The following is a 23,418-nucleotide window of genomic DNA, read 5'->3' as shown; positions in this document are numbered from 1 at the left end:
CCGCCGGGTCAGATCCACCCCCGCCGCGTCGCGATCACCCCGGCCTGGAAGCGGTTCGCCGCGCCCAGCTTGTCGTTGAGCGCGCTGATGCGGCGGCGCATCGTGCGCACCGACCAGCCGAGCTGGCGCGCGATGGCCTCGTCCTTGAGCCCGGCGACCAGGAGCGTCAGCATCCGCCGGTCGTCCTCGCCGAGCGGGTCCTCGGCGGGCGCATCCAGCGGGGTGGCCGTACGCCAGCACAGCTCCCAGTAGTCGACCAGGCTGTCGAGCAGCGCCGACTGCCGCAGCACCGCGGCCCGCACCTCGCCCTCGAAGTCCAGGGAGAGCGGCAGCAGGGCGAGCTTGCGGTCGGCTATCGCCAGTTTCACGCGCAGGCCGGGCAGCACCCGCGCCTCCTCGCCGCGCGACACCAGTTCGCGGATGTCGCCCAGCACGCCGGGCCACTCCAGCGCCTCGGGCGCGTACACGGCCCGGTAGCGCACTCCGCGTGTGAGCGCCGTCGCCTCCACGGGGTTGGAGGTCGTCAGGGCGTACGGGGGACGGTCCAGGGTGATGACCTCCTCGCGCGCCTCCTGCTGGAGCCGGACGAACCAGCGCCCCAGGGCCTCGCTGCCGACGACGACTTCGACCTCCTCCGTACCGCCGGACTGGGCCGCGTCGAACAGCCGGGACAATTCGCCCGCGGCCTCACGGACCGTGTCGAGTTCGGCGGTACGGGAGCGGACGAGCGCATCGATCGCGGCACCGGGCTCAATTGCCGCATACCGTCTTCGGTTGCCCGAAAGCCGTCCCACCAGGCCGAGTTCGCGCAGCCGGTCCAGGGCGCGGGCCGCACGGTCCGCCGAGCACTCCAGGGGCTCGGCGAGATCGGCGGGCGCGGCGGTGTGGCGGACCAGGACCTCGCGGTAGACGCGCTCGTCGAAGGGATCGACGCCGGCCGCGGTGAGCTGGGTGCGGACCGTGTCGGGTGGTTCGTGGGACATGCGGGGATGGTGGCCCGTGTGTGCCAGGGACCGCAATGGGCCAGACCGAATCGTTGTCTGGACCACTTGTTTCCGCATAGGACAGAAGCGGCACGCCGCGCGAGGCCTGTGGGGGGTTTCGCGCGGCGTGCGCCATCCCGTCGGAAAGCCGCAGTTCAGGACCGTACGGCCACGGCGTCGATCTCGAACCGCATCGCGGGCAGCGCGAGCGCCGCGACCCCCACCAGCGTCTGCGCGGGCAGCTCCGTGCCCCACACCGCGTGCAGATGCTCGAGCAGGATGTGCAGCTTCGTCTCGTCGTGATCGGTGATGTACGTGCCGATGCGTACGACGTCGCCGTAGCCGAGCCCGGCCGCTTCGAGCGCCGTCCCCAGGTTCGCGAGCGCCTGCGCGACCTGCGCGTCGAAGTCCTCCGAGACGACGGCCCCGCTCACGTCGGAGGCGTACTGCCCCGCGATGTACACGGGTTGGCCGGGCGCGGTCGCGATGTGCGTGTAGCCGTAGGCCGAAGGGTCGTGCAGGGCGGGCGGGTTGAGAAGGGTGCGGGTCATGACGGGGTTTCCTTCCGGTGAGCTGGTGCGGTGCGCAGCGCCCGTACGGACACGAAGGCCGCCGCGAGCGTGAGCAGGGCCGCAGCGGCTGGTGCCGCGGCGGGGGCGAAGGCATCGACGAGGCGGCCGCCTAGCAGCGCGCCGAGGGCGATGGAGAGACAGAAGACGCTGACGTTCAGGGCGGTGACGGCCTCCACGGCCTCGGGCGCGGCGGCCAGGAACCAGCTCTGCAGCGCCACCGAAACGCCGCCGTACGCGAGCCCCCACGCGAGGAGCAGCACGGCGCCGGTGACACCGCCGCCGGGCAGCGCGGCGAGCGCGGCGAGCACCGTCGTGAGGGCCGCGGCGATGAGCAGCAGCCGCCGCCCGCCCAGGGATCCGGCGAGGAAGTTCCCGCCGACCCCGCACACCCCGTACCCGAGCAGCAGCCACCCCACCGCACCGTCCGGAACCCCGAACTCCTCGGTGAGGACGGGCCGTACGAAGGTGTACGCGAGGAAGTGGGCCGTGACGAGGAGCCCGGTGAGGGCCAGTCCCGTGCGGACCTTGCGGTTCGTACGGAGGAGACCGGTCAAGTCCCGGACGGAGAGCGACCGTTGGGCGGGCAGCGGCGGCAGGAGGACGAGGAGCGCGCCGAGCACCCCGAGCGCGAGCACCGCGACGGCGGCGAACGGGAGCCGCCAGCCGCCCAGATCGCCCGCGAGCGTGCCCGCCGGCACCCCGAGCACGGACGCCGCCGAGACCCCGCCGAAGATCACGGCGGTCGCCCGGCCCACCTGCGCGGCGGGTACGAGCCGCAGGGCCAGCCCGCCCGCGAACGCCCAGAAGCCGCCGATCGCGACGCCGAGCAGTACCCGCGCCCCGAGCAGGTACGCGAAGTGCCCGGCCAGGGCGGACACGGCGTGCGCGGCGGCCACCAGGCCGGCCAGGGCGGCCAGGACGAGCCGCCGGTCGAGCCGCCCCGAGGCCACGGTCAGCAGGGGCGCGGCGAGCGCGGCGACCAGGCCGGGGACGGTCACGAGCAGTCCCGCCGTGCCGTCCGAGACCCCCAGCTCCGTACCGACCGGCGTGAGAAGGCCGACCGGCAGGAGCTCGGCGGTCATTACGGTGAAGATGCCGAGGGTGACGGCGGCCACGGCGAGCCATCCGGCCACGGCTGTTTCCTTCGTCCTTACCTGGACATTCGACATCCAGAATTACCCCCTGTTCCTGGCCCCCGCGGCGGGGGCATGGCTTCAGCTGTTCTCGAACCAGCGCCGGATCGCCCCGGGCGCGTTCGGCGCCCGCCGCTCCGCGCGCTCGCGGACGTCGTCGAGCGTGCGCCCGGCCAGTTCCTTGCGCCAGGCCAGCTCGGCGGCGGCCATCGACTCGGCGATGGCGCACGGCAGGGGGTACGCCGACTCCGGCAGCGCGCCCGGGCCCTGCTTGCGGATCTCCGCGCAGCGGAAGGCCTCGTCGGGGCCCTCGATCGCCGTCACGACATCCATCAGCGTGATCCGCTCCAGCGGCCTGGCCAGCCGGAAACCGCCCTTCGGGCCGGGTGCCGAGGAGACGATCCCGGCGCGGGCGAGCGCCTGGAGCTGCTTGTTGAGGTACGCGGTGGGCAGCGCGTGGTACGCCGCGAGCCGGGCCGCGGTGACCGCGCGGTCCTCGCCGATCCACGCGAGATTGAGGCAGCTGTGCAGCGCCCACTCCACGCCCTCGTTCATCTTCATAATCTGGATGCTAGATGTCCAGGATAGGTGACGCAAGCCCGCTTACACCCGCGCGTACCACCCCCGCTGGCGGCCCGCACCTCGGTCACTGAGCGTGGGAAGGGTGCACAGGACTCGGGGAACCATCGCGGTGGTGCTGCTCGTGCTCGCCTGTGTCCTGACCCCCCTCGGTGCGCTGTCGACCTGGGCGAAGTACCAGATCGGCGACACCGACAACTACGTCGCCGCGATGGCGCCGCTCGCCTCCGACCCCGATGTGCAGGACGCGGTCTCCACCGCAGTCGCCGACGAGATCGGCCGGAACATCGACGCGGGGCCGCTGCAGGAGACGCTGACGGAGTTCATCCGGCAGGCGGTCGGCTCGTTCACGGACACGGCCGCCTACCGGACCGCCTGGGACGCGGCGAGCCGCGCGGCGCACGAGGCCGTGCAGCAGGCGCTGAAGAGCGGCGACGACGGCAGTGTCGTGATCGACCTCGCGCCGATCACCCAGCAGATCAAGGACCAGCTGGTGGCGGACGGGGTGCCGTTCGCGCAGCGGATCCCGGTGCAGCACACCGAGGTCGAGGTCATGAAGTCCAAGGACATGGTGTTTCTGCGGAAGGGGCTGCACATGCTGCAGGTCGCGGGGATCTGGCTGCCCGTCGCGGCCGTCCTGTGCGCTGTCGCGGGCATCGCGCTCGCGGTACGGAGACGGCGCGCGGTGATCGCCACCGCGCTCGGGGTCGCGCTCGCGTCGGCGCTGCTCGGCCTCGCGCTGTGGATCTCGCGCCGGCTGACGCTCTCCGATCTGCCGCCGGACGTCTCCAAGGGCGCGGCCGGCGCGGTCTTCGACGCGCTCACGTCGAGCCTCAGGACGGCGGTGTGGGTCATCGTGGCGGTCGGTCTCGTGGTGGCGCTCGTCGTGTACCTGACGCGGAGGGTGCCGGGACTGCGGCGCTGAGCCGTGCCCCCAGAAGCCGAGGGCGTCCGCAGGAGTTGCCGTCGCCCCGTCGCCGGTGTGCCCTGGAAGAAGGGGGTACCGGAGAGGACGACCTCATGGCACATGCGGCACCCCGGCCCACCGGGATCAGGACCAGCGGCATAGGCGGCGGCGCGCTCACCAAGCTCGCCCCCGTGTTCGCCCTCGTCTACGGCTACTGGGCCGCGGCGAACCACCGCTCGGGCGGTCCGATCACCGCCGGTGACGTCTGGCTCGGCATCATCTCGACCGTCGTCTTCGGCGCGGTCTACCTCGGCGTGCTCCGCCTCGCCCCGCGCCTGCCGCGCGAGATGCGCGCCTTCGCCTGGGGTGCCTTCGCGGGCATCGCCTTCGGCTGGCTCTACAGCCTCACCGACGCCAGCGTCCTGCGCAGCATCTGCATGGCCGGCCTCTTCGGCGCGGCCGTCGCCTGCGCCGCGTTCTACCGCTTCTACACGACGGAGGACTGACGGACTACGCGAGGTGGCGGGGACCGTCGGTCCCCGCCACCTCGGGCCGCAGCGGCACGCCGCTCCGGCCGCACCGGGCGCGGTCAGCGCCACTGCTCCCGGCACGCGTCGCACCAGTCGTCGTTCCGGCACGGGTTGTTGTGATCGTGGCGGTGGTTGTCGCGGTGCTGGTTCCAGGAGTCGTTCCCTGAGGGCCGCCATTCCCCGCAGTCCGGGACGCCGCGGCTCGTGGACATGTACGCACCGCTCGCCCAGGCCCGCTCACCGGTCAGCCAGAACCAGGACGCGTTCCCGTTGATCTTCTCGCCGTAGACCCCGCACTTGATGCGGTCGCTCGCCCCGTGCGACATCTTGCCGACCACCTTGGACCAAGTGTTGGGCTCCGCACGCAGGTTGAGGCTGCCGGAGACCACCGTGCCCCAGATCGGGCCGTCCTCCCAGGCGGGTGCCACGGTGGCGGCGGCGGGCGCCGCGGCAGCGGATGGTCCCGCCGCCGAGACCGTCAGCGCGCCGGCCGCGAGAACCGCGGCGGACAGGGTGCGCAGGACCGGGGAAGTGCGCATGATCGCCCTCCTTCACCCCTCGGGGACCCCCACCTCAAGCAAATCCCCCATTCGGCCGAGCTGCCACCCGAGCCGCAGGTCACGGGCGTGCACAGGCCCCGCGCGACGGGCCGCGCGGCCCGCCAGATCCGATCTGGCGGACTGCCTGGCGGCATCGCGCGCCTACGGGGTGAGAGGCGGTACGAGGACGGGGACGAGGGAGGCCGGACCATGCGGGATGACAACGATCGCCCCCTCGACGTCGCCGTCATCATCGGCTCCACACGCGAGGGGCGGGTCGGCGCGGACGTGGCGCGCTGGTTCACGGAGCGGGCGGGCAAGCGGGACGATCTGCTGCTCGATGTGATCGACCTCGCCGACTACCCGGATTTCCCCGGGAGTTACCCCGCCACCCCGAACGGCGCCATGGCCCATTTCACGGACCGGATCGCCCGCGCGGACGGCTTCGTGATCGTGACGCCCGAGTACAACCGCAGCTTCCCTGCCTCCCTCAAGCAGGCCGTCGACTACGCCTACGACGAGTGGCACGCCAAGCCCGTCGGCTATGTCGCCTATGGCTACGACAGCCGGGGACTGTACGCGGTCGAGCACTTGCGCTGCGTATTCACCGAGCTGCATGCGATGAGTTTGCGGGACACGGTCGGTCTGCATCTCGTCGGGGAAGACCCGGGGACCGAGCGACCGGGCCCAGGACCGTACGGGGACCGCGCCGACCGGGCCGCCACCGCCCTGCTCGACCAGCTCGTGTGGTGGGGGCTCGCGTTGCGGGACGCACGGGCCCGGCGCCCGTACACCTCATGAACCGCCGTACGACATGAGACCAGGCACCTCCTGAACGGCCTCCTGAACCGCACGAACACCTCCGGAAGGAACGGAAGATGAGCAAGAACACCTCTGCATCGTCAGGAGGTCTGGCGATCGAGACCGCGGGTCTGGTGAAGACCTTCGGCGACAACCGCGCTGTCGACGGCATCGACCTCGCCGTCCCGGCGGGCACCGTCTACGGAGTCCTCGGCCCCAACGGCGCCGGCAAGACCACGGCGGTCAAGATGCTCGCCACCCTGCTCCGCCCCGACGGCGGCGAGGCCCATGTCTTCGGCCACGACGTCGTGCGCGAGGCCGACGCGGTGCGCAGCCGGGTCAGCCTGACCGGGCAGTACGCGTCCGTGGACGAGGACCTCACCGGCACCGAGAACCTGGTGCTCCTGGCCCGTCTGCTGGGCCACTCCAAGCCCGCCTCGTACGAGCGCAGCGCGCAGCTCCTGGAGGCCTTCGGCCTGACCGAGGCGGCCGCGCGGCAGGTGAAGAACTACTCGGGCGGCATGCGGCGCCGTATCGACATCGCCGCGTCCATCCTCAACACCCCCGACCTGCTCTTCCTCGACGAGCCGACCACCGGCCTCGACCCGCGCAGCCGCAACCAGGTCTGGGACATCGTGCGCGCGGTCGTCGCGCAGGGCACCACGGTCCTGCTGACCACGCAGTACCTGGACGAGGCCGACCAGCTGGCCTCCCGTATCGCCGTGATCGACAAGGGCAAGGTCATCGCCGAGGGCACGAAGGGCGAGCTCAAGGCGTCGGTCGGCGCCGGTTCCGTGCACGTACGGCTGCGGGACGCACACCAGCGGCCCGAGGCCGAACAGCTCCTGAAGCTGGCCCTCGACGCCGCCGTCACCCTGGAGCCCGACCCGGTCGCGCTGACCGCGCGCGTGGGCGGCGCGGGCAATGGCGAGGCCGCCGCCGAGCAGGCCTCGCGCGCGCTGGCCGAGCTGGCCCGCGCCGGAATCACCGTCGACAACTTCTCGCTCGGCCAGCCGAGCCTGGACGAGGTCTTCCTCGCCCTCACCGACAAGAAGCCCGAGTCCGGCCAGGAGTCGGCGCTCGCCGAGGAGGCAGCAGCATGAGCACCGCGACGACCACCACGACCGAGACCGCCGACCTCGCCCCGGTCTCCACCGAATCCCTCGCCGAGTTGCTCATCGCCAAGGAGCGGCCGCCACGGCCCAGTGCGTGGTCCGCTTCCCTCGCCTTCGGGTGGCGGGCCATCCTGAAGATCAAGCACGTGCCCGAGCAGCTCTTCGACGTGACCGCCTTCCCGATCATGATGGTCGTGATGTACACGTACCTCTTCGGCGGTGCGATCGCGGGCTCGCCGAGCGCGTACATCCAGCAACTGCTGCCCGGCATCATGGTGATGAGCGTCGTGATGATCACGATGTACACGGGCATCGCGGTCAACACGGACATCGAGAAGGGTGTCTTCGACCGCTTCCGCACGCTGCCGATCTGGCGGCCCGCGCCGATGGTCGGCTACCTCCTGGGTGACGCCCTGCGCTACGCGATCGCGTCGGTCGTGATGCTGGCCGTCGGCCTCATCATGGGCTTCCGTCCCGACGGCGGCTTCGTGGGCGTGGTGCTCGGCATCGCCCTGCTGATCCTCTTCTCGTTCGCGTTCTCGTGGATCTGGACCATGTTCGGTCTGCTGCTGCGCAGTGAGAAGTCGGTGATGGGCGTCAGCATGATGGTCCTGTTCCCGCTGACCTTCCTCAGCAACATCTTCGTCTCCCCGACGACGATGCCCGGCTGGCTGCAGGCCTTCGTCAACAACAGCCCGATCACCCACCTCGCCTCCGCGGTCCGCGGCCTGATGGCGGGCGACTGGCCGGCGGCGGACATCGCCTGGTCGCTGGGCTGGGCGGGCCTGCTGCTCCTCGTGTTCGGGCCGATCACGATGCGGCTGTACGCGAAGAAGTAGGGCGGCCTGTACGGCGATGGGGCGGGGCGGATCCTTCCGCCCCGCCCCTTCGCGTGCGGAGCCCTTCCGCCGCTCGCTCCCGCCCGCGCTACAGCCGCCACCCCGGCACCGGCTCCCCGGGCCGGTACGCGCACACCGCCCCCGTGCTCACCGCATCCCGCAGATGCGCGGCCAGCGCCGGGTGGCGGTCGTCGAGGCGGCGGAGGGTGTCGCGGATCCGGGCCGTGACGGCCTTGCGGGCGCGCTCCGCCTCGTCGCCGAGACGGCGGGTGCGGCCGCCGAGACCGGCCGCGCGGCGCAACTCGTCGAGCAGCGCGGTCCGTTCGGCTTCGAGAGCGGGGCGGTGGGCCTCGGAGGCCTCGTCGATCGCCGTGTCCAGACGGGAGAGATGCGCGCGGTAGCGGCGCTTCGCCTCGTCGTCGAGGACCGGGTCGCCGCCCAGCGAACTCGCCGCCACCGCCTGCGCCCCGCCCTCGGGCGCGAGCAGATGCGTGGCCGGTACGTCGGTGCCGGGGCGGCTGATGAGCAGCCGCAGATCGCGCAGGCCCTTGGCGTCGGGCATCGCGACGGTCGTCCCGTCGTACGTGAGCTGCCAGACCGCGCCGTCGAAGCGGAACTCGTGGGCCGGACGGTCCGGGGTGATGGACGCCAAGTCCTTGATCCGGGCGACCACTTGGCGCATCCCGATCGCGTCCGCCTCGCGGCCCACCTGCGCCGCGAGCGCCGACGCGCCCGGGCGGCCGCGGGCCGCCTCGACCTGGGCGAGACGGGAACGGGCCTCCAGGGCCCAGGGCCGTGACTGGAGGAGGTCGGCCGAGCGGGCCGCGGCCGTGAAGCCGTCCGCCGCCTCGTCGAGACGGCCGAGCGCCTGGTCGCACAGGGCGATCCAGTGCGCGAAGGGGCCGCTGATGTCCCAGCCGAACATCGACACCGCCCAGTGCTCCGCGTACGGCAGCATCGCCTCGCGCGCCCGCGCGCACAGCTCCGGATCACCGGAGGCCGCCGCGGCCTGCGCCTGAAAGCGGAGCCGCAGCGGCAGGAAGCCCTGGTCGCTCTCGGCACCGCGGTCGAGCAGCTCACGGGCGTACGTGATCGCCTCGGTCAGCTCCGCGCCGGATCCACCGGATCCACCGGATCCACTGGACCCGCCAGATCCACCCGAGCCGCCGGATCCCCCCGAGCCGCTTGACCCGCCGGATCCCCCCGAGCCCGGACGGCCCACCGCGCCCGCCAGGCCCGCGCGCTCCACCGCCGTGATCCCCTCCACGATCCGCTTGATCCACGGCAGCGGCGCGGGCGTCACGTCCTCGCGGCCCTGCAGCAGCGAGAGGGTCCAGCGGTGGTGGTCGAGGAGCGGCACCATGTAGTCGCCGCCGTGCCGGTCGCGCTCCGCGAGGCCGGCCGCCTCCGCGAGATGCGCCTCCGACTCGGCGAAACGGCCGGCGAGGGCCGTGATGATCGCCTGGTCCACGGCGGCCCCGATGTCCAGGCGCGGCAGATCCGCCTGCTCGGCCATCGCCACGTACGCGCGGAACTCGGTGAGATAGCGCGGATCGCCGAGCTCGACGAGGCCCACCCAGGTCAGCGCCCGCGCGAAGTGCTCGCCCTGGACATCGCCCGACCGGCGGGTCAGGGCGGTCAACTCCTCGACCAGCGCGACCCGTTCGGCCGCCGTGCCCGGGCCCCAGATCGCGTGGTGGCGCGCCCACAGGCTGAAGCCGAGCGCCTCGTCGTCGCCGTGCCGCCGCGCGAGGACGGCCGTACGGATGCTCAGCTCCTGCGCGAGCTGCTCTGCGCTCAGCTCCGCCGATCCCCGCGCGCCGAGCGCCTGGTGCGCCTCGCGCAGCAGGTCCTCGACGGTGCCCTGGCGCAGTTCGGGCATCGGATGCCAGTGCCCGTGCAGCGACAGCGCGACCCGCGCGAGCAGCTCCGCCGAGCCGAGCGCACGGGCCTGGTCGACGGCCTCCTCGAACTCACGGCGCGCGTCCTGCGGCGCCGCGCCGTGCCGCAGCGCGTCGGCCAGCGCGAGCCGGGCGATCACCTGCAGCCCCGGGTCGGGCAGCCCGGCCGAGCGCTCAAGAGCCCGGCGCAGATGCGTGAGTTCCTCGTCGGTGGCGATCCGCGAGGCCGCGTCCTGGGCGGCTTCGCGCAGCAACTGCACCGCCGTCTCGGCGGGCACCGCGTCACCCGCCGCATACGCGTGCCGCGCCGGCTCGCCCGCGTGCAGCCGCGCGGCCACCGACGGCAGCTGCTCCCACGCCCGGACGACAGCGGCGTGCCGCTCCTTCAACTCGCCCTCGTCCAGCGCCTCGTACAGCGTCTCCCGGACGAGATCGTGCACGAACCCGAACCGTCCGCCGCCGTGCGCGACCACGAGCCGCGCGGTCACCGCCTGGTCGAGCAGCCGGTCCACCTGCGCGGCCGGTGCGCCCGCGACCGCGGCGAGCACCTGGCGGTGGAACGCGCGGCCGAGCACCGAGCCCGTCGACAGGAGCCCGGACACGGGCTCCGGCAGCAACGCGAGGCGGCGGCGCACCATCTCGCGCACGCCGGGCGCGATGGCGTCCACGGACCCGCCGCTCGCCCACAGCCGGGCGGTCTGCTCGACGAAGAACGGATTGCCGCCCGTGCGGCGGTGCACCGCGGCGACCAGGTCGCCGGAGGGCCGCTGCCCGGCCGTGCGTTCCATCAGCGCGCCGGTCCCGGCCTCGTCGAACCCGGTCAGCGTCACCGTCGTCGCCTTCGCGACCAGGGGCAGCATCAGCTCCCGCAGCGGATGCCCCTCGGCCTCCACCTCGGCGTCCCGGTACGTGCCGACGAGCAGCAGCCGCTCGAACCAGGCGTGGCCGGCGGCGAATTCGAGGAGCTTGAGGGAGGCGGGATCGGCCCAGTGCAGATCGTCGAGGACGAGCATCACGGGCCGCTCCTGCGAGACGGCCACCAGCGCGCTGGTCACGGCGTCATGCAGCGCGAACGCCCCCGGGTCATCCGCACCGGCACCGCCCGCCCGCGCCCGCACCTCGCCGAGCAGCACCCCGAGCCCGTCGCCCGCCGCCTCCTCGGCGAGAGCGGCCTCCTCGGGCGTGGCCCAGCGCTTCAGGGCCCGCACGACCTGCACCCACGGCCAGTACCCGGGCGCGCCCCCGGACTCCCAGCACGCCCCGGGCAGCACGAGGACACCCTGCTCGCGGGCCTGCTGCGCGGCCTCGCCGACCAGGGTGGTCTTCCCGATCCCGGGCTCGCCCGTGACAAGGAGCAGCCCGCCGTGCGTCTCCGCGGTCCGGTCGATCTCCGTACGCAGGACACGGGCCGGGTGCTCGCGCCCGATCAGTGCGGGGGTCATGCCTGGAACGATAGGCGGCGGCACTGACACCGGCCTGTCGTTTCCGCGCGCGGGGACCTGCACCCCGTACACAGAGAGGCATGTGTCATTACTGCGGCTGCCGGGACATCCCGCTGATCAAGGAATTCATCGCCGAGCACGAGCGGGTCACCGACGCGGCGGGAGACGCGCTCCGCGCGCTGGAGCACGGGAACGTGGAGCGGGCCCGCGAACTCGTCACCGTCATGGCCGCCGAACTGGCCTCGCACTGGTCGGGCGAGGAGAACGGGCTCTTCGCGGTGATGCGGGACGACCCCGAGTACACGGACTACATCACCGACCTCGTACGCGAACACCGCGAGCTCTCCGCACTCCTGCCCGCCCTCGACCTGACGGACCCCGCGGACGTCCACACGCTCAAGGAGGCGGTCCACGAGCTGCACCTGCACATCGCGAAGGAGGAGGACGGCCTGTTCCCGGCCTCCCTCACCGCGCTGTCGGGCGAGGACTGGAACCGGTCGATGGCGGCGTGGCGGGAGGCGCACCCCGGGGAGGGCGCGCTGTGAGGATTGCGGTGGCGTACCCGGGGTGCCAGTGGTCAGCTCAGCGCGTACCGCTGCTTCAGCGCCGCGGCCTGCGCCCGGGCGCGGTCCCGGTCGGTGACGAGCCGGCCGATGCTCGTGTCGACCTGCTCGCGGTCGTAGCCGCGGCGCACGATCGTGAGGCCCTGCGTCGGCACACCCTCCGGTGACGGCGGGAACGAGAGGTCCGCGGCATCGGGGAGCGGCTCCTGCGGGAACAGCTTCCCGACTTTCTCCCGCAGCGCGACAAGCTCCGCAAGCGCCCGCTCGCGCTCGGCGACGAGCGTGCTGATGACTGCGTCGACCTCGGCACGGTCGTACCCACGGCGTACGAGTTCGAAGGCGAAGGACAGAGACATGATCTCCTCACGGGCCGCTGCGTCGGGGGTCGTCCGAGCGTAGCCGGGGGCGGGGAGGCTCAAGGAAGCCGCCAAGCGGCGCGGCATAAGCGAGGCCGAGATCATCCGCCAGGGCATCCACCTGGCCGCGATGGCGAACCGTGTGTGGGACGAGCCGCTCTTCTCGCGCACCTTCGAAGGGCCCGGACGGACGCTCTCGAAGGGCGAGGTGCGCGACACGGTGGCGGACGCCGTGCAGCGTGAGGCAGACTCCGGAACCACCGCGTGATCATCGTCATCGCCGACACTTCGGGCCTGCTGGCGGCTCTGGACTCCACGCACCCCGAGCACGAGGCGGCGGGCGAGGCGATCCTCGCCGCAGGCCTGCTCGTTCTGTCCCCGCTGTTGCTGGCCGAACTCGACCACGTCGCGACCCGTGAGCTGGGCAGGGAGGCCGCGATCAGTGCGATCGACGACATCCGCGGCTGGATGCGGCGAGGTCGTGTCATCGCGCCGGAGATCACGGAAGAGCACCTCGGTGCGGCCCAGTCCGTCCGCGCTCGCTGTCAGGACCTCGACCTCGATCTGGCCGACGCGGTGAACATGGCCCTTGCCGCCGACTACGACACGGACGCGATCCTCACGCTGGACCGGCGCGACTTCCGCGCGGTCCGCCCGCTGAGTCGGCACAAGGCGTACCGGATCCTGCCGGACGACCTGCCCCTGTAGGGCACCGGTACGTTCACCGCACCCGGTCCGCTCCCGCACCCCCGTAGTGCGCCGCCAGCCCCGCCGCCCGCCGCCCCAGCGCCTCCCGCAGGGATTCCGGTGCGAGGGCCTCCGCGTCCGTGGCGAGCTGCCACAGGGCCCACTCCGCGTGGCGGGCGTCCTGGAACGTGGCCTCCAGGACCGACCAGCCCTCCCCGTCCGCCTCTTCGCGGTGGACGGCGAGTGCCGTCCCGAGCAGTTCCTCGCGGCGGGCCCGCTTCAGCCGTACGCGCACGGTGAGTTGACCGCCGCCGCCGTACCGGAACCGCGTGGCCCGTTCCTGCCAGGTCCGTTCGAGATCGACGCGGGCGGGCCGGTCGGCCGGTGCGTCGAGTTCCTCGGCGGCCCGGATGCGGGACAGGCGGTAGGTACGGTCCGCTCCGGCGCGCAGCGCGAGCAGATAGCCCTTCTCGCGTACGGTCACCAGGCCCACCGGGTCGACGGTGCGCCATGCCGGGGCCTCGTCGGCGGCCGCGTACTCGATCCGGAGACGGTGCCCGGTGAGGACCGCGCCGCGCACCACGGAGAGGACGGCGTCCGGCACCTCCTCGACGGCCGGCCGGCGCGCGAGGAGATCCGTCCCGGGGTCGATCAGCAGCCGCTCCGCCGCTCCGGCGGCCTCGTCCCGGTAGCCCGCGGGCAGCGCGTCCACGACCTTGAGCAGCGCGGACGCGAGCGCCGAGCCGAGCCCGAACGCCTGCGTACCGCGCCGCGATCCGGCGACCAGCAGGGCGAGCGCCTCGTCGTGCGTGAGCCCGGTGAGCTCGGTACGGAACCCTGGCAGCAGCGCGAAGCCGCCGTGCCGCCCGCGCTCGGCGTACACCGGGACCCCGGCCGTGGACAGCGCCTCGACATCGCGCAGGACGGTCCGCGTGGACACCTCCAGCTCGCGGGCGAGGGCGGCCGCGGACATCCGACCGTGCTGCCGCAGCAGCAGAACGAGGGAGACCAGCCGGTCGGCGCGCATGCGGCGAGCTTAAGCACATACATGACAGAGGGTGTCGTGATGCCCGGGGAGGGTGGGTCGCGAGGAGATCGACGCGGGCGGCGCCCACGCCCCCGTACGACCGAGCGATCTTCGCGTACGACGAACCGAGGAGCCGTCATGACGATCGAACGCACCGCCGTCAACCCGTGGACCTGGTCCGCCGGCCTGGGCTACCACCAGGGCGAAGTGGTCACGGGCCAGACCCGCACCCTTTACTGCGCGGGCCAGACCGCGACGAGCGCCGAGGGCAAGCCGCAGCATCCGGACGACATGGCGGCCCAACTCGCCCTGGCCCTCGACAACTTGGAGGCGGTGCTCGCGGAGGCGGAGATGGACCTCACGCATCTGGTCCGTCTCACGGTCTACGCCACGGACATGGACCGTCTCTTCGAGCACTACGGCACCCTCGCGGCCCGCCTCGGCCGCACGGGCGCGACCCCGCCGACCACGGTCCTCGGGGTGACCCGGCTCGCGCTGCCCGAGCTGATGGTGGAGGTGGAGGGGACGGCAGTGATCTGAGGGGGCGTGCCGGAACCTGGCCGCGCGGCGGTCCGCTCGGCTAGGTTCGGCTCCTCCTGCGGAAGGCAAACCGTGTACCTGGAAACCGATTTCGCCACTGTTGCCGACGAAGCGACACGCGATGACGTGATCGACCTGATCGAGTCGCTGGGCAAAGGCGACCACTCGATCGCGATCCTCGGCAGCGCCGACCAGGTCTATATCCAGACCAACTACCTCGCGGACCGCGACCTGTTCAATCTGGACTACCGCGACGGCGGACCCTCACGGCATTACCAGGTGAACGTGCCGACCCGCGAAATCGTCATGGCGGCGTTCCTCAGCTATCTGGCCGGCGACGACCGCTGGCGGACCATGGTCGCGTGGGAACGCGACACGCACTACGAGGAGTTGTAGCCGCCCGGGTTTGATCGACCCTGCGTCGGCCCTTGCCTCAGCGCTACTTCATCCCCGAGATCCGGAACAGCACCCGCGCCGTCTCGCTCTCGACCCGCCGCGACAGCTGCCGCAGCGCCGTGGCCCCGCACCGCAGCAGGCCGCGTTCGACCGAGGTGCGGGCGCCCGCGTCGACCAGCTGCCACAGGTCCGGGTTGCGGGTGAGGACCCGGGGGTCGAGCTCGACGCGTACGCCGTGGTCGTCGCGGAGCAGCAGGCGCTGGGAGACCCCGTCCAGCCAGCGGACCGAGACGAGCCGGTCGGTGCGGACGCGGCGGGTGCGCAGGAGCGTGCGCTGCTCCAGCCAGCCGTCGCCCGCGCGGACGCGGGGCGGGAAGAGGATCACGTACAGCAGGGCGCCGAGGCCCGCCCAGAGAAGGGCGCGGGGCCAGGTCAGCGAGCCCGCCGCCCCGTCGACCAAGGTGAGGAGGGAGGCGAGGGAGAGGGCGCAGAGGGTGGCGTCGCGCAGTTCCGATCCCCAATGCCGGTCCTCGGCCGAGGAGTCGGGGCGATCGGGAGGCTCGGGTTCGGAGGCTGGGTGTCCCATGCCACGACGGTAGGAGCACGGCGGCCCGGCCCACGCCGCGTTGACGCCGTACTGATGGTCTGCGCACTCATTCTTGACGCCCCCGCCGGTTCGCCGGAACGCGGGCCGGATCCGCCCGCCCGCCGGTCAGGGGTGTCCTGGCGTCCCCGCGCGTCAGGGCGGCGTCAAGACCCGTCAGTGCCGCGTCAAGTCCGGACGTTCCCGCGTATGGGAGCCGTCAACGACAGCTGTGCCGGTCATAAACGGAGCTTTCCTCGAAGCGTCCGATCGTTTCCGAAGATCCGATTCGAAGATCCCATTCGAAGACTCCAATCGAGGATCTCTGCGGAAGCACCTACTGAACCGGGAGCTTGCGATGGCCGATCTGGCCTTCGTCGTCACCACGATCGCGGTCTTCGCGCTGGTGGCCTTCATCGCCAAGGGGGTGGCGAAGCTGTGAGTGCCGAAAACGTTGTCGGCCTGATCGTCGCCGTCGCCCTCCTGGGCTATCTGGTCCTCGCCCTCATCAAGCCGGAGAGGTTCTAGGTACCAGGGATATGAGTTCCGAACTCGCCGGCGTGCTCCAGTTGCTCGCGCTCATAGCGGCACTGGCCCTCGCCTACCGCCCCCTCGGCGACTACATGGCCAAGGTCTACTCCTCGGACAAGCACCTGCGCGTCGAGAAGTGGATCTACAAGGCCATCGGCGCCAACCCGGACGCGGAGATGCGCTGGGTCGCCTACCTGCGGGGCGTCCTCGCCTTCTCCGCGGTCAGTGTCCTCTTCCTGTACGGGCTGCAGCGCGCCCAGGGCGTCCTGCCCGGTTCGCTCGGCTTCGTGGCGATCGACCCGGACCAGGCCTTCAACACCGCGGCGTCCTTCGTCGCCAACACCAACTGGCAGTCGTACTACGGCGAGCAGGCCATGGGCCACGTCGTGCAGACCGGCGGCCTCGCGGTGCAGAACTTCGTCTCGGCGGCCGTGGGGATCGCCGTGGCGGTGGCGCTCGTACGGGGCTTCGCCCGGTCCCGTACCGGTGAACTGGGCAACTTCTGGGCCGACTTGGTACGCGGCACCGTCCGCATTCTCGTCCCGATCGCCGTGATCGGCGCGATCGTCCTCGTGGCGTGCGGCGCCATCCAGAACTTCGCCGGTATTCACGAGGTCGGCCAGTTCGCGGGCGGCTCGCAGCAGTGGAACGGCGGCGCGGTGGCCTCGCAGGAGGTCATCAAGGAGCTGGGCACCAACGGCGGCGGCTACTTCAACGCCAACTCGGCCCACCCCTTCGAGAACCCCAACGCGCTCTCGAACCTCTTCGAGATCTTCCTGATCCTGCTCATCCCGTTCTCGCTGACCCGCACCTTCGGCCGGATGACCGGCTCCCTGAAGCAGGGCTACGCGATCCTCGGCACGATGGCCGGGATCTGGCTCCTTTTCACCGGCCTCATGATGTGGACCGAATTCTCCGGCCACGGCCCGGCGTTCGAACTCGCGCACGGCGCGATGGAGGGCAAGGAGACCCGCTTCGGCATCGGCGGCTCGGCGCTCTTCTCCGTCGCCACCACGCTGACCTCGACCGGCGCGGTCAACTCCTTCCACTCCTCGTTCACCGGCTTCGGCGGCGGCATCCAGCTGCTCGGCATGCAGCTCGGCGAGATCGCACCCGGCGGTGTGGGTTCCGGCCTCTACGGCATGCTGATCATGGCGATCATCGCGGTGTTCATCGCGGGCCTCATGGTCGGCCGCACCCCCGAGTACCTGGGCAAGAAGATCGGCACCCGCGAGATCAAGTTCGCGGCCTGCTACATCCTCGTCACCCCGGCGCTCGTCCTCGGCTTCACCGCCGCGGCCATGGCCCTGTCCACGCCCGGCAACTCGATGACGAACTCGGGCGCGCACGGCTTCTCCGAGATCCTCTACGCGTACACCTCGGGCGCCAACAACAACGGCTCGGCCTTCGCCGGACTCAACGCCGACACCCAGTGGTTCAACAGCACCATCGGCATCGCGATGCTGCTCGGCCGCTTCCTGCCCATGGTGTTCGTCCTCGCGCTGGCCGGCTCGCTGGCCGAGCAGAAGCCCGTCCCGGCTTCCGCGGGCACGCTCCGTACGGAAAAGCCGCTGTTCACCGGCCTGCTGATCGGCACCATCCTGATCATCACGGGCCTCACCTACTTCCCGGCCCTGGCCCTTGGCCCGCTCGCCGAAGGACTGGCGTCATGACCCACACCGACACCCTTCCCCCTCGTACGCCCCCGCGGGCGACGCCTCCCGCTCCGAAGGAGCCGGGCAGGGTCGGCGGCGGCCTCTTCGACCCGAAGCAGCTGGTCAGGTCCCTTCCGGACGCGGTGCGCAAGCTGCACCCGCGGGTCATGGTCAAGTCGCCGGTCATGTTCGTGGTGCTGATCGGGTCCGTGGTCACCACGGTGCTCGCGGTCACCGACCCCGGCGACTGGTTCGGCTGGGTCATCACGGCCTGGCTCTGGCTGACCGTCGTCTTCGCGAACCTCGCGGAGGCCGTCGCCGAGGGCCGCGGCAAGGCGCAGGCGGACACCCTGCGCAAGGCCAAGACGGATACCGTCGCGCGACGGCTCACCGGGACGACGGAGGAACACGTCCCGGGCACCGAGCTGAGGATCGGCGACCTCGTGGTCTGCGAGGCGGGTGACGTCATCCCCGGTGACGGCGACGTCGTCGAGGGCGTGGCCTCCGTCGACGAGTCCGCGATCACCGGCGAGTCCGCCCCGGTCATCCGGGAGTCGGGCGGCGACCGGTCCGCGGTCACCGGCGGTACGAAGGTGCTCTCCGACCGGATCGTCATCAAGATCACGACGAAGCCGGGCGAGACCTTCATCGACCGCATGATCAACCTGGTCGAGGGCGCCGCCCGCCAGAAGACGCCCAACGAGATCGCGCTGAACATCCTTCTCGCGTCCCTCACCATCGTCTTCCTGCTCGCGGTCGTCACGCTGAAGCCCTTCGCGATCTACGCGGGCGCCGACGCGCAGACCTCGATGATCGTCCTCGCGGCGCTCCTGGTCTGCCTCATCCCGACCACGATCGGCGCGCTGCTCTCCGCGATCGGCATCGCGGGCATGGACCGGCTCGTGCAGCGCAACGTCCTGGCCGTGTCGGGCCGCGCGGTCGAGGCCGCCGGTGACGTCTCGACGCTGCTGCTCGACAAGACCGGCACCATCACGCTCGGCAACCGCCAGGCCGCCGAGTTCGTGCCGGTGCGCGGGACGACGGCCGCCGAGGTCGCCGACGCCGCCCAGCTCTCCTCCCTCGCGGACGAGACCCCCGAGGGCCGCTCGATCGTGGTCCTCGCGAAGGAGAAGTACGGGCTGCGTGAGAGGCACCAAGGGGAACTGGAGCAAGCCACCTGGATCGAGTTCACGGCCCAGACCCGGATGTCGGGTGTGGACGTGGACGGCCGCAAGATCCGCAAGGGTGCGACAGGTTCGGTCATCGCCTGGGTCACCGAACGCGGCGGCACGGTGCCGGAAGCCGCCGCCGACCTCTCGTACGCCATCTCGGAATCCGGCGGTACGCCGCTGCTCGTCGCGGTCGAGGACGCCGAAGGCGCCCGGGTGCTCGGCGTCATCCACCTCAAGGACGTCGTCAAGGAAGGCATGCGCGAGCGCTTCGACGAGCTGCGCCGCATGGGCATCAGGACGGTCATGATCACGGGCGACAACCCGCTGACCGCCAAGGCCATCGCCGAGGAGGCCGGCGTCGACGACTTCCTCGCGGAGGCCACACCCGAGGACAAGATGGCGCTGATCAAGCGCGAGCAGGCCGGCGGCAAGCTGGTCGCGATGACGGGTGACGGCACCAACGACGCGCCCGCCCTCGCGCAGGCCGACGTGGGTGTGGCCATGAACACCGGTACTTCCGCCGCGAAGGAAGCCGGGAACATGGTCGACCTCGACTCCGACCCGACCAAGCTCATCGAGATCGTCGGGATCGGCAAGCAACTCCTCATCACCCGCGGCGCGTTGACCACGTTCTCCATCGCCAACGACGTGGCCAAGTACTTCGCGATCATTCCCGCGATGTTCGCGGTGGCCTATCCGCAGCTCGACGCGCTCAACGTCATGCGCCTGGCCTCGCCCGAGTCGGCGATCCTGTCGGCCGTCGTCTTCAACGCGCTGATCATCATCGCGCTCGTGCCGCTCGCCCTGAAGGGCGTCCAGTACCGGCCGGCCAGCGCCGACAGGATGCTCCGCCGCAACCTCGGGATCTACGGCCTCGGCGGCCTGGTCGCCCCCTTCGTCGGCATCAAGCTCATCGACCTCCTCCTCTCGCTCATCCCCGGGATCGGCTGACCGCAATGAACAACAAATCCGTAGGAAACACCGCACGCCTGGCGGGCGCCGCACTGCGCGCGCTGCTCATCCTGACGCTGGTGACCGGCGTGCTCTACCCGCTCGCCGTCACCGGCGTCGCGCAGGCCCTGTTCCCCGGCAAGGCCAACGGGTCCGAGATCACCGACTCCTCCGGCAAGGCCGTCGGCTCCTCGCTGATCGGGCAGACGTACAACCTGCCGCTGAAGGACGGCGAGGACACCCCGCGCCCCGACCTGAAGTGGTTCCAGCCCCGGCCGTCCAACGGCCTCGGCACCAACTCGGTCAACACGCAGTACGAGCTGATCCTCTCGGGCGCCACCAACCGCTCCGGTGAGGACGGCGCCGAGCACGACAAGGAGACCGGAAAGGCGTCCTGCCCGGCGGAGCCCGCGGAGGGCACGCTGTGCGCCCAGGTGAAGGACGCGCTCGCGGCCGTCACCGCCGACAACAAGGCGACCGGCTACACGGTCGACCCGTCGGACATCCCGGCCGACGCGGTCACGTCCTCGGGCTCGGGCCTCGACCCGCACATCTCGCCCGCGTACGCCGAACTCCAGGTGCACCGCGTCGCCGAGCGCAACGGCCTCTCCGTCGGCCAGGTCGAGCGGCTCGTCGAGCAGCACACGGACGGCCGGATCCTCGGATTCGTGGGGGAGCCGCGGGTGAACGTGCTCGAACTCAACGTGGCGCTCAGGGAGTTGGTGCACCCGAAGTAGGGCCGCGCGCGCGGGGCTCGGAGCCCGCGGACTGTACGACGAAAGAGATCTACCCCTTGCGGACGATACCCGCAGGGGGTATATCTATGTCCGCAGCCAAGATACCCCCAAGGGGTATCCAGGATCCCGGTCGCCGACCGGAACTCGTGCAGAGGAGACCGCCATGTCCGCGTGCCACACCACCCACACCACCCCCGCCGCGCCCGCAGCCGCCGCCGCGACCGCCACTTCGTCCACCGAGGTCGTCTACAAGGTCGAAGGGATCGGCAGCGCCCACTGCCAGGGCATCGTCCGCCAGGCCGTCGGAGCACTGCCCCAAGTCGCCGCCGTCACCGTCGAGATCGGCACCGGCCGGGTCACCGTGACCGCCGCCGCCCCGCCCGACGAAGCCCTCGACGCACTCATCGCCGAGACCGTCGACGAGGCCGGCTACGACTTCGCGGGCCGACTGCCCGCGTAACCGCCCTCCTTCCCTCTCCCTCAAGCGAGGACCGTCATGTCAACCGTCAATCCCCGCCGCTGGTGGGCCCTAGGGGTCCTGGCCACGGCGCAGTTCATGGTCATCATGGACACCTCGATCATCGGGGTGGCCCTTCCCGAGATGCAGCGCGACCTCGGCTTCTCGCCGGGCGACCTGCAGTGGGTGTTCAACGCGTACGTGATCGCCTTCGGCGGTCTGCTCCTGCTCGGCGGCCGCCTCTCCGATCTCCTGGGCGCCCGGCGGGTGTTCACCGCGGGATGGGTGGTCCTCCTCGCGGGCTCGGTCGTCGCGGCCGCCGCGCAGAGCGCCTGGGTCGAGGTGCTCGGCCGCGCGGTCCAGGGCGCGGGCGGCGCACTCATCGCGCCCGCCTCGATGACCCTCCTGATGATGCTCTTCGCCCACGAACCACGTGAACTCGGCAAGGCCATGGCCCTCTACGGAGCCGCCGCACCCGCGGGCGGCACGGCGGGCGTCTTCCTCGGCGGTGTCTTCACCGAGTGGCTGAGCTGGCCCTGGGTCTTCATCATCTACATCCCCATCGGCCTGGCCACTCTCGCCGCCACCGGCATCCTGCCCGCCGTCGCACCCCGCCGCGGCGCGGTCGACCTGCTCGGCGCGGTGACGGTCACCGCCGGACTCGCCCTCGCGGTCTTCGCGGTCGTCCGGGCACCGGAGACCGGCTGGGGCTCCGCCGAGACCCTCCTCGAACTCGCCGCGGCAGCAGCCCTGCTGACCCTCTTCCTCCTCATCCAGAAGAAGTCCCGCGAGCCCCTGATGCCGCTCGGCATCTGGCGCGTGCCGCGCCTGGCCCCCGCCAACCTGGCGATGACCCTGCTCGGCGCCGCGTGGATCCCGATGTGGTACTTCCTCAACCTCTACCTGCAGCAGGTACTCGGCTACGGGGCCTTCGCCTCCGGCGCCGCGCTGCTGCCGATGACCGTGCTCCTCATGATCTTCATGACGGCCATCACCTCCCGGCTCCTCGCCCGCTTCGGCGCCCGTCCGCTGATCGGCGGCGGACTGCTCGTCCTCGCGGCCGGACTGCTCTGGCTGTCCGCGGTGGAGCCCACCGGCAGCTTCCTGGTGGACGTCCTGCCGGCCTCCCTGGTCGCCGCGCTCGGCATGTCCCTCGCGTACATCCCGGCGATGATGGCCGCGCTGTCCAGCGCCCCGCAGGAGCAGGCGGGCCTGGCCTCCGGCATCGTCAACACCACCTACCAGGTGGGCTCGGCCCTCGGCCTGGCCGCCCTCACGGCCCTGGCCACCACCCAGGGCGCCGACCGCCTCGGCGACCTGTCCGCCCTCACCGACGGGTTCGGCGCGGCCTTCCTGGCCGCGGCCGCGATCGCCGCGGTGGGCGGCCTTGCCGCCTTCGCCACGATCCGCCGCGAGCAGCCGGCGGCGGACGGGAGCGCGGCCGGGTCGAAGGAGGGGGTGAGCGAGAGCGCCGCCGCGTGAGCAGAGGGCTTGGCCCGTGTCCCCCGACACGGGCCAAGCCTTCTCGGTGTTCCGAACCTGAAGGACATTTCAGGTGCTTTCAGGTTCCCTTCAGTCTCCTCCAGGCACCTTGGGGTCATCGCAGAGACCGACCACTCACGGAGGAACCGAAGTCATGAAGCGCAGCAACATAGTCATCGCCGGGGTCGCGGTCGCCACGCTGGTGGCGGGCGGCAGCGCGTACGCATTCGCCACGGGCAGCTCGCCGTCCCCGGCCTCGTCGTCCTCCTCGGCCGAGCGGGACGACGACCGCGACGACTCGCGTGACGACTCCCGTGACGACGACCGCAAGACGAACCCCCAGTCCTCCACCTCGCGCCTCACCGCCGCCCAGGCCATCGACGCGGCCCTGAAGTCACAGACGGGCACGGCGGTCTCCGCCGACCTGGACGACGACTCCCGCACGTGGCAGGTCGACGTCCTCGGCAAGGGCTCCACCTGGTACGAGATCGACGTCGACGCGAAGACCGGCAAGATCCTCGCGACGGAGACCGACCGCGACGACGCCGACGACGCCCGCGAGGCCCGTAACGCCCTCAGCGGCTCGACGACCACCGCGAAGGAAGCCGCCGAACTGGCCTCCGCCAAGGGCTTCGTCACCTCGGTCGACCTCGACGAGAACGATGACGACGACCGCCGCGCCGCCCCGGCCTGGGACGTGGAGACCACGAACGCCAAGGGCACGGAGGGGGACTGGAAGGTGGACCTCAAGTCGTCCCGTATCACGGAGGACCTGGACGACCGGGGCAGCGACAACGACGACCGCGACGACCGGGCGGACGACCGCGACGACCGGGACGACAAGAACGACCACGATGACAAGGACGACCGCGACGACCGCGACGACCGCGACGACCGCGACGACCGCAACGAGGGCTGACGTCGAGTGACGGCGGCTGAC

The 23,418-nt window shown here is 71.6% G+C and carries 25 protein-coding genes and 1 pseudogene; 17 read left to right on the top strand and 9 right to left on the bottom strand.

Annotation, left to right across the window (positions count from 1 at the left end):
- Positions 1 to 8: 8 nt before the first annotated feature.
- From ACIBI4_RS19260 to ACIBI4_RS19245, 4 genes are all read right to left on the bottom strand, one after another.
- Complete coding sequence (locus ACIBI4_RS19260; RefSeq protein WP_399205112.1) at positions 9 to 983, bottom strand: LuxR C-terminal-related transcriptional regulator; 975 nt, start codon at positions 981 to 983, stop codon at positions 9 to 11.
- Between the two features lie 155 nt (positions 984 to 1,138).
- Positions 1,139 to 1,534 (bottom strand): RidA family protein, encoded by a 396-nt coding sequence (locus ACIBI4_RS19255; protein ID WP_399205111.1) that lies wholly within the window; start codon positions 1,532 to 1,534, stop codon positions 1,139 to 1,141.
- On the bottom strand, positions 1,531 to 2,688 hold the full coding sequence (locus ACIBI4_RS19250; protein ID WP_399205110.1) for an MFS transporter: 1,158 nt from the start codon (positions 2,686 to 2,688) through the stop codon (positions 1,531 to 1,533). Before ACIBI4_RS19250 ends, ACIBI4_RS19255 begins: the two co-directional genes overlap by 4 nt.
- Positions 2,689 to 2,769: 81 nt before the next feature.
- Positions 2,770 to 3,243, bottom strand: a complete 474-nt coding sequence (locus ACIBI4_RS19245) for an RrF2 family transcriptional regulator (protein WP_399205300.1) — start codon at positions 3,241 to 3,243, stop codon at positions 2,770 to 2,772.
- 109 nt (positions 3,244 to 3,352) lie between these two features.
- Here ACIBI4_RS19245 and ACIBI4_RS19240 point away from each other — a divergent pair, with 109 nt between their 5' ends.
- Positions 3,353 to 4,192: a hypothetical protein gene (locus ACIBI4_RS19240; RefSeq protein WP_399205109.1), complete on the top strand. Its 840-nt coding sequence runs from the start codon at positions 3,353 to 3,355 to the stop codon at positions 4,190 to 4,192.
- A gap of 95 nt (positions 4,193 to 4,287) precedes the next feature.
- Positions 4,288 to 4,680 (top strand): hypothetical protein, encoded by a 393-nt coding sequence (locus tag ACIBI4_RS19235; protein WP_399205108.1) that lies wholly within the window; start codon positions 4,288 to 4,290, stop codon positions 4,678 to 4,680.
- An 83-nt stretch (positions 4,681 to 4,763) separates the two neighbouring features.
- Here the strand turns inward: ACIBI4_RS19235 and ACIBI4_RS19230 are convergent, their stop codons facing one another.
- Complete coding sequence (locus ACIBI4_RS19230) at positions 4,764 to 5,243, bottom strand: SH3 domain-containing protein (RefSeq protein ID WP_399205107.1); 480 nt, start codon at positions 5,241 to 5,243, stop codon at positions 4,764 to 4,766.
- 210 nt (positions 5,244 to 5,453) lie between these two features.
- Between ACIBI4_RS19230 and ACIBI4_RS19225 the strand changes: the two genes are divergently transcribed.
- The 3 genes from ACIBI4_RS19225 (at position 5,454) to ACIBI4_RS19215 (ending at position 7,998) form a co-directional block, all read left to right on the top strand.
- Complete coding sequence (locus tag ACIBI4_RS19225) at positions 5,454 to 6,044, top strand: NADPH-dependent FMN reductase (RefSeq protein ID WP_399205106.1); 591 nt, start codon at positions 5,454 to 5,456, stop codon at positions 6,042 to 6,044.
- Between the two features lie 77 nt (positions 6,045 to 6,121).
- Entirely contained in the window at positions 6,122 to 7,147 is a 1,026-nt protein-coding gene (locus tag ACIBI4_RS19220; protein ID WP_399205105.1) for an ATP-binding cassette domain-containing protein, read from the top strand.
- Complete coding sequence (locus ACIBI4_RS19215) at positions 7,144 to 7,998, top strand: ABC transporter permease (RefSeq protein WP_399205104.1); 855 nt, start codon at positions 7,144 to 7,146, stop codon at positions 7,996 to 7,998. The genes ACIBI4_RS19220 and ACIBI4_RS19215 overlap by 4 nt, the downstream gene beginning before the upstream one ends.
- 88 nt (positions 7,999 to 8,086) lie before the next feature.
- On the opposite strand, the gene ACIBI4_RS19210 is transcribed toward ACIBI4_RS19215, so the two are convergent.
- Entirely contained in the window at positions 8,087 to 11,341 is a 3,255-nt protein-coding gene (locus ACIBI4_RS19210; RefSeq protein WP_399205103.1) for an ATP-binding protein, read from the bottom strand.
- A gap of 80 nt (positions 11,342 to 11,421) precedes the next feature.
- Between ACIBI4_RS19210 and ACIBI4_RS19205 the strand changes: the two genes are divergently transcribed.
- Positions 11,422 to 11,886 carry a hemerythrin domain-containing protein gene (locus ACIBI4_RS19205; protein WP_399205102.1) on the top strand — a complete coding sequence of 155 codons (465 nt, stop codon included), beginning with the start codon at positions 11,422 to 11,424 and terminating at the stop codon, positions 11,884 to 11,886.
- A gap of 32 nt (positions 11,887 to 11,918) precedes the next feature.
- On the opposite strand, the gene ACIBI4_RS19200 is transcribed toward ACIBI4_RS19205, so the two are convergent.
- A complete protein-coding gene (locus ACIBI4_RS19200) occupies positions 11,919 to 12,260 on the bottom strand; it encodes a hypothetical protein (RefSeq protein WP_399205101.1) in 342 nt (113 codons plus the stop codon).
- A gap of 58 nt (positions 12,261 to 12,318) precedes the next feature.
- On the opposite strand from ACIBI4_RS19200, the pseudogene ACIBI4_RS19195 reads away from it, so the two are divergent.
- Together ACIBI4_RS19195 and ACIBI4_RS19190 are read left to right on the top strand one after the other, a co-directional pair.
- Positions 12,319 to 12,528, top strand: a pseudogene (locus ACIBI4_RS19195) (hypothetical protein); the annotation flags it as partial.
- The gene (locus ACIBI4_RS19190; protein WP_399205100.1) at positions 12,525 to 12,968 is read left to right on the top strand and encodes a PIN domain-containing protein; all 444 of its coding nucleotides are present in this window, start codon (positions 12,525 to 12,527) and stop codon (positions 12,966 to 12,968) included. The pseudogene ACIBI4_RS19195 and the gene ACIBI4_RS19190, both read left to right, overlap by 4 nt.
- Positions 12,969 to 12,981: 13 nt before the next feature.
- On the opposite strand, the gene ACIBI4_RS19185 is transcribed toward ACIBI4_RS19190, so the two are convergent.
- Positions 12,982 to 13,974, bottom strand: coding sequence for a helix-turn-helix transcriptional regulator (locus tag ACIBI4_RS19185; protein WP_399205099.1), 993 nt, complete (start codon positions 13,972 to 13,974; stop codon positions 12,982 to 12,984).
- A gap of 144 nt (positions 13,975 to 14,118) precedes the next feature.
- On the opposite strand from ACIBI4_RS19185, the gene ACIBI4_RS19180 reads away from it, so the two are divergent.
- On the top strand, positions 14,119 to 14,514 hold the full coding sequence (locus tag ACIBI4_RS19180; protein ID WP_399205299.1) for a RidA family protein: 396 nt from the start codon (positions 14,119 to 14,121) through the stop codon (positions 14,512 to 14,514).
- 126 nt (positions 14,515 to 14,640) lie between these two features.
- A complete protein-coding gene (locus tag ACIBI4_RS19175; RefSeq protein ID WP_399205098.1) occupies positions 14,641 to 14,910 on the top strand; it encodes a hypothetical protein in 270 nt (89 codons plus the stop codon).
- 43 nt (positions 14,911 to 14,953) lie between these two features.
- Here the strand turns inward: ACIBI4_RS19175 and ACIBI4_RS19170 are convergent, their stop codons facing one another.
- Positions 14,954 to 15,496 (bottom strand): hypothetical protein, encoded by a 543-nt coding sequence (locus ACIBI4_RS19170; protein ID WP_399205097.1) that lies wholly within the window; start codon positions 15,494 to 15,496, stop codon positions 14,954 to 14,956.
- 435 nt (positions 15,497 to 15,931) lie between these two features.
- Between ACIBI4_RS19170 and kdpF the strand changes: the two genes are divergently transcribed.
- The 7 genes from kdpF to ACIBI4_RS19135 all read left to right on the top strand — a co-directional run bounded on the left by kdpF (position 15,932) and on the right by ACIBI4_RS19135 (position 23,397).
- Positions 15,932 to 16,021 (top strand): K(+)-transporting ATPase subunit F, encoded by a 90-nt coding sequence (gene kdpF, locus ACIBI4_RS19165; RefSeq protein ID WP_399205096.1) that lies wholly within the window; start codon positions 15,932 to 15,934, stop codon positions 16,019 to 16,021.
- Between the two features lie 11 nt (positions 16,022 to 16,032).
- Complete coding sequence (gene kdpA, locus ACIBI4_RS19160; RefSeq protein ID WP_399205095.1) at positions 16,033 to 17,697, top strand: potassium-transporting ATPase subunit KdpA; 1,665 nt, start codon at positions 16,033 to 16,035, stop codon at positions 17,695 to 17,697.
- Positions 17,694 to 19,802 carry a potassium-transporting ATPase subunit KdpB gene (gene kdpB, locus ACIBI4_RS19155; protein ID WP_399205094.1) on the top strand — a complete coding sequence of 703 codons (2,109 nt, stop codon included), beginning with the start codon at positions 17,694 to 17,696 and terminating at the stop codon, positions 19,800 to 19,802. The genes kdpA and kdpB overlap by 4 nt, the downstream gene beginning before the upstream one ends.
- Positions 19,803 to 19,807: 5 nt before the next feature.
- Positions 19,808 to 20,539 (top strand): potassium-transporting ATPase subunit C, encoded by a 732-nt coding sequence (locus ACIBI4_RS19150; protein ID WP_399205093.1) that lies wholly within the window; start codon positions 19,808 to 19,810, stop codon positions 20,537 to 20,539.
- Positions 20,540 to 20,702: 163 nt separating this feature from the next.
- Positions 20,703 to 20,999 (top strand): heavy-metal-associated domain-containing protein, encoded by a 297-nt coding sequence (locus ACIBI4_RS19145; RefSeq protein WP_399205092.1) that lies wholly within the window; start codon positions 20,703 to 20,705, stop codon positions 20,997 to 20,999.
- 36 nt (positions 21,000 to 21,035) lie between these two features.
- Positions 21,036 to 22,478, top strand: coding sequence for an MFS transporter (locus tag ACIBI4_RS19140; RefSeq protein ID WP_399205091.1), 1,443 nt, complete (start codon positions 21,036 to 21,038; stop codon positions 22,476 to 22,478).
- 154 nt (positions 22,479 to 22,632) lie between these two features.
- Entirely contained in the window at positions 22,633 to 23,397 is a 765-nt protein-coding gene (locus ACIBI4_RS19135; RefSeq protein WP_399205090.1) for a PepSY domain-containing protein, read from the top strand.
- The last annotated feature ends 21 nt before the right edge of the window (positions 23,398 to 23,418 follow it).

The sequence above is a fragment of the Streptomyces sp. NPDC050418 genome (genome assembly GCF_044458745.1).
GTDB lineage: Bacteria > Actinomycetota > Actinomycetes > Streptomycetales > Streptomycetaceae > Streptomyces.
This window is presented reverse-complemented; position numbering and strand designations above follow the sequence as displayed.

What these genes read in the sequence shown, in the direction of transcription:
- ACIBI4_RS19245 (WP_399205300.1), bottom strand. Translation starts at nt 3,243, where the DNA reads ATGAACGAGGGCGTGGAGTGGGCGCTGCACAGCTGCCTCAATCTCGCG.
- ACIBI4_RS19210 (WP_399205103.1), bottom strand. Translation starts at nt 11,341, where the DNA reads ATGACCCCCGCACTGATCGGGCGCGAGCACCCGGCCCGTGTCCTGCGT.
- ACIBI4_RS19170 (WP_399205097.1), bottom strand. Translation starts at nt 15,496, where the DNA reads ATGGGACACCCAGCCTCCGAACCCGAGCCTCCCGATCGCCCCGACTCC.
- kdpA (WP_399205095.1), top strand. Translation starts at nt 16,033, where the DNA reads ATGAGTTCCGAACTCGCCGGCGTGCTCCAGTTGCTCGCGCTCATAGCG.
- kdpB (WP_399205094.1), top strand. Translation starts at nt 17,694, where the DNA reads ATGACCCACACCGACACCCTTCCCCCTCGTACGCCCCCGCGGGCGACG.
- ACIBI4_RS19205 (WP_399205102.1), top strand. Translation starts at nt 11,422, where the DNA reads ATGTGTCATTACTGCGGCTGCCGGGACATCCCGCTGATCAAGGAATTC.
- ACIBI4_RS19145 (WP_399205092.1), top strand. Translation starts at nt 20,703, where the DNA reads ATGTCCGCGTGCCACACCACCCACACCACCCCCGCCGCGCCCGCAGCC.
- ACIBI4_RS19220 (WP_399205105.1), top strand. Translation starts at nt 6,122, where the DNA reads ATGAGCAAGAACACCTCTGCATCGTCAGGAGGTCTGGCGATCGAGACC.
- ACIBI4_RS19150 (WP_399205093.1), top strand. Translation starts at nt 19,808, where the DNA reads ATGAACAACAAATCCGTAGGAAACACCGCACGCCTGGCGGGCGCCGCA.
- ACIBI4_RS19260 (WP_399205112.1), bottom strand. Translation starts at nt 983, where the DNA reads ATGTCCCACGAACCACCCGACACGGTCCGCACCCAGCTCACCGCGGCC.
- ACIBI4_RS19255 (WP_399205111.1), bottom strand. Translation starts at nt 1,534, where the DNA reads ATGACCCGCACCCTTCTCAACCCGCCCGCCCTGCACGACCCTTCGGCC.
- ACIBI4_RS19215 (WP_399205104.1), top strand. Translation starts at nt 7,144, where the DNA reads ATGAGCACCGCGACGACCACCACGACCGAGACCGCCGACCTCGCCCCG.
- ACIBI4_RS19235 (WP_399205108.1), top strand. Translation starts at nt 4,288, where the DNA reads ATGGCACATGCGGCACCCCGGCCCACCGGGATCAGGACCAGCGGCATA.
- ACIBI4_RS19200 (WP_399205101.1), bottom strand. Translation starts at nt 12,260, where the DNA reads ATGTCTCTGTCCTTCGCCTTCGAACTCGTACGCCGTGGGTACGACCGT.
- ACIBI4_RS19230 (WP_399205107.1), bottom strand. Translation starts at nt 5,243, where the DNA reads ATGCGCACTTCCCCGGTCCTGCGCACCCTGTCCGCCGCGGTTCTCGCG.
- ACIBI4_RS19225 (WP_399205106.1), top strand. Translation starts at nt 5,454, where the DNA reads ATGCGGGATGACAACGATCGCCCCCTCGACGTCGCCGTCATCATCGGC.
- ACIBI4_RS19185 (WP_399205099.1), bottom strand. Translation starts at nt 13,974, where the DNA reads ATGCGCGCCGACCGGCTGGTCTCCCTCGTTCTGCTGCTGCGGCAGCAC.
- ACIBI4_RS19140 (WP_399205091.1), top strand. Translation starts at nt 21,036, where the DNA reads ATGTCAACCGTCAATCCCCGCCGCTGGTGGGCCCTAGGGGTCCTGGCC.
- ACIBI4_RS19135 (WP_399205090.1), top strand. Translation starts at nt 22,633, where the DNA reads ATGAAGCGCAGCAACATAGTCATCGCCGGGGTCGCGGTCGCCACGCTG.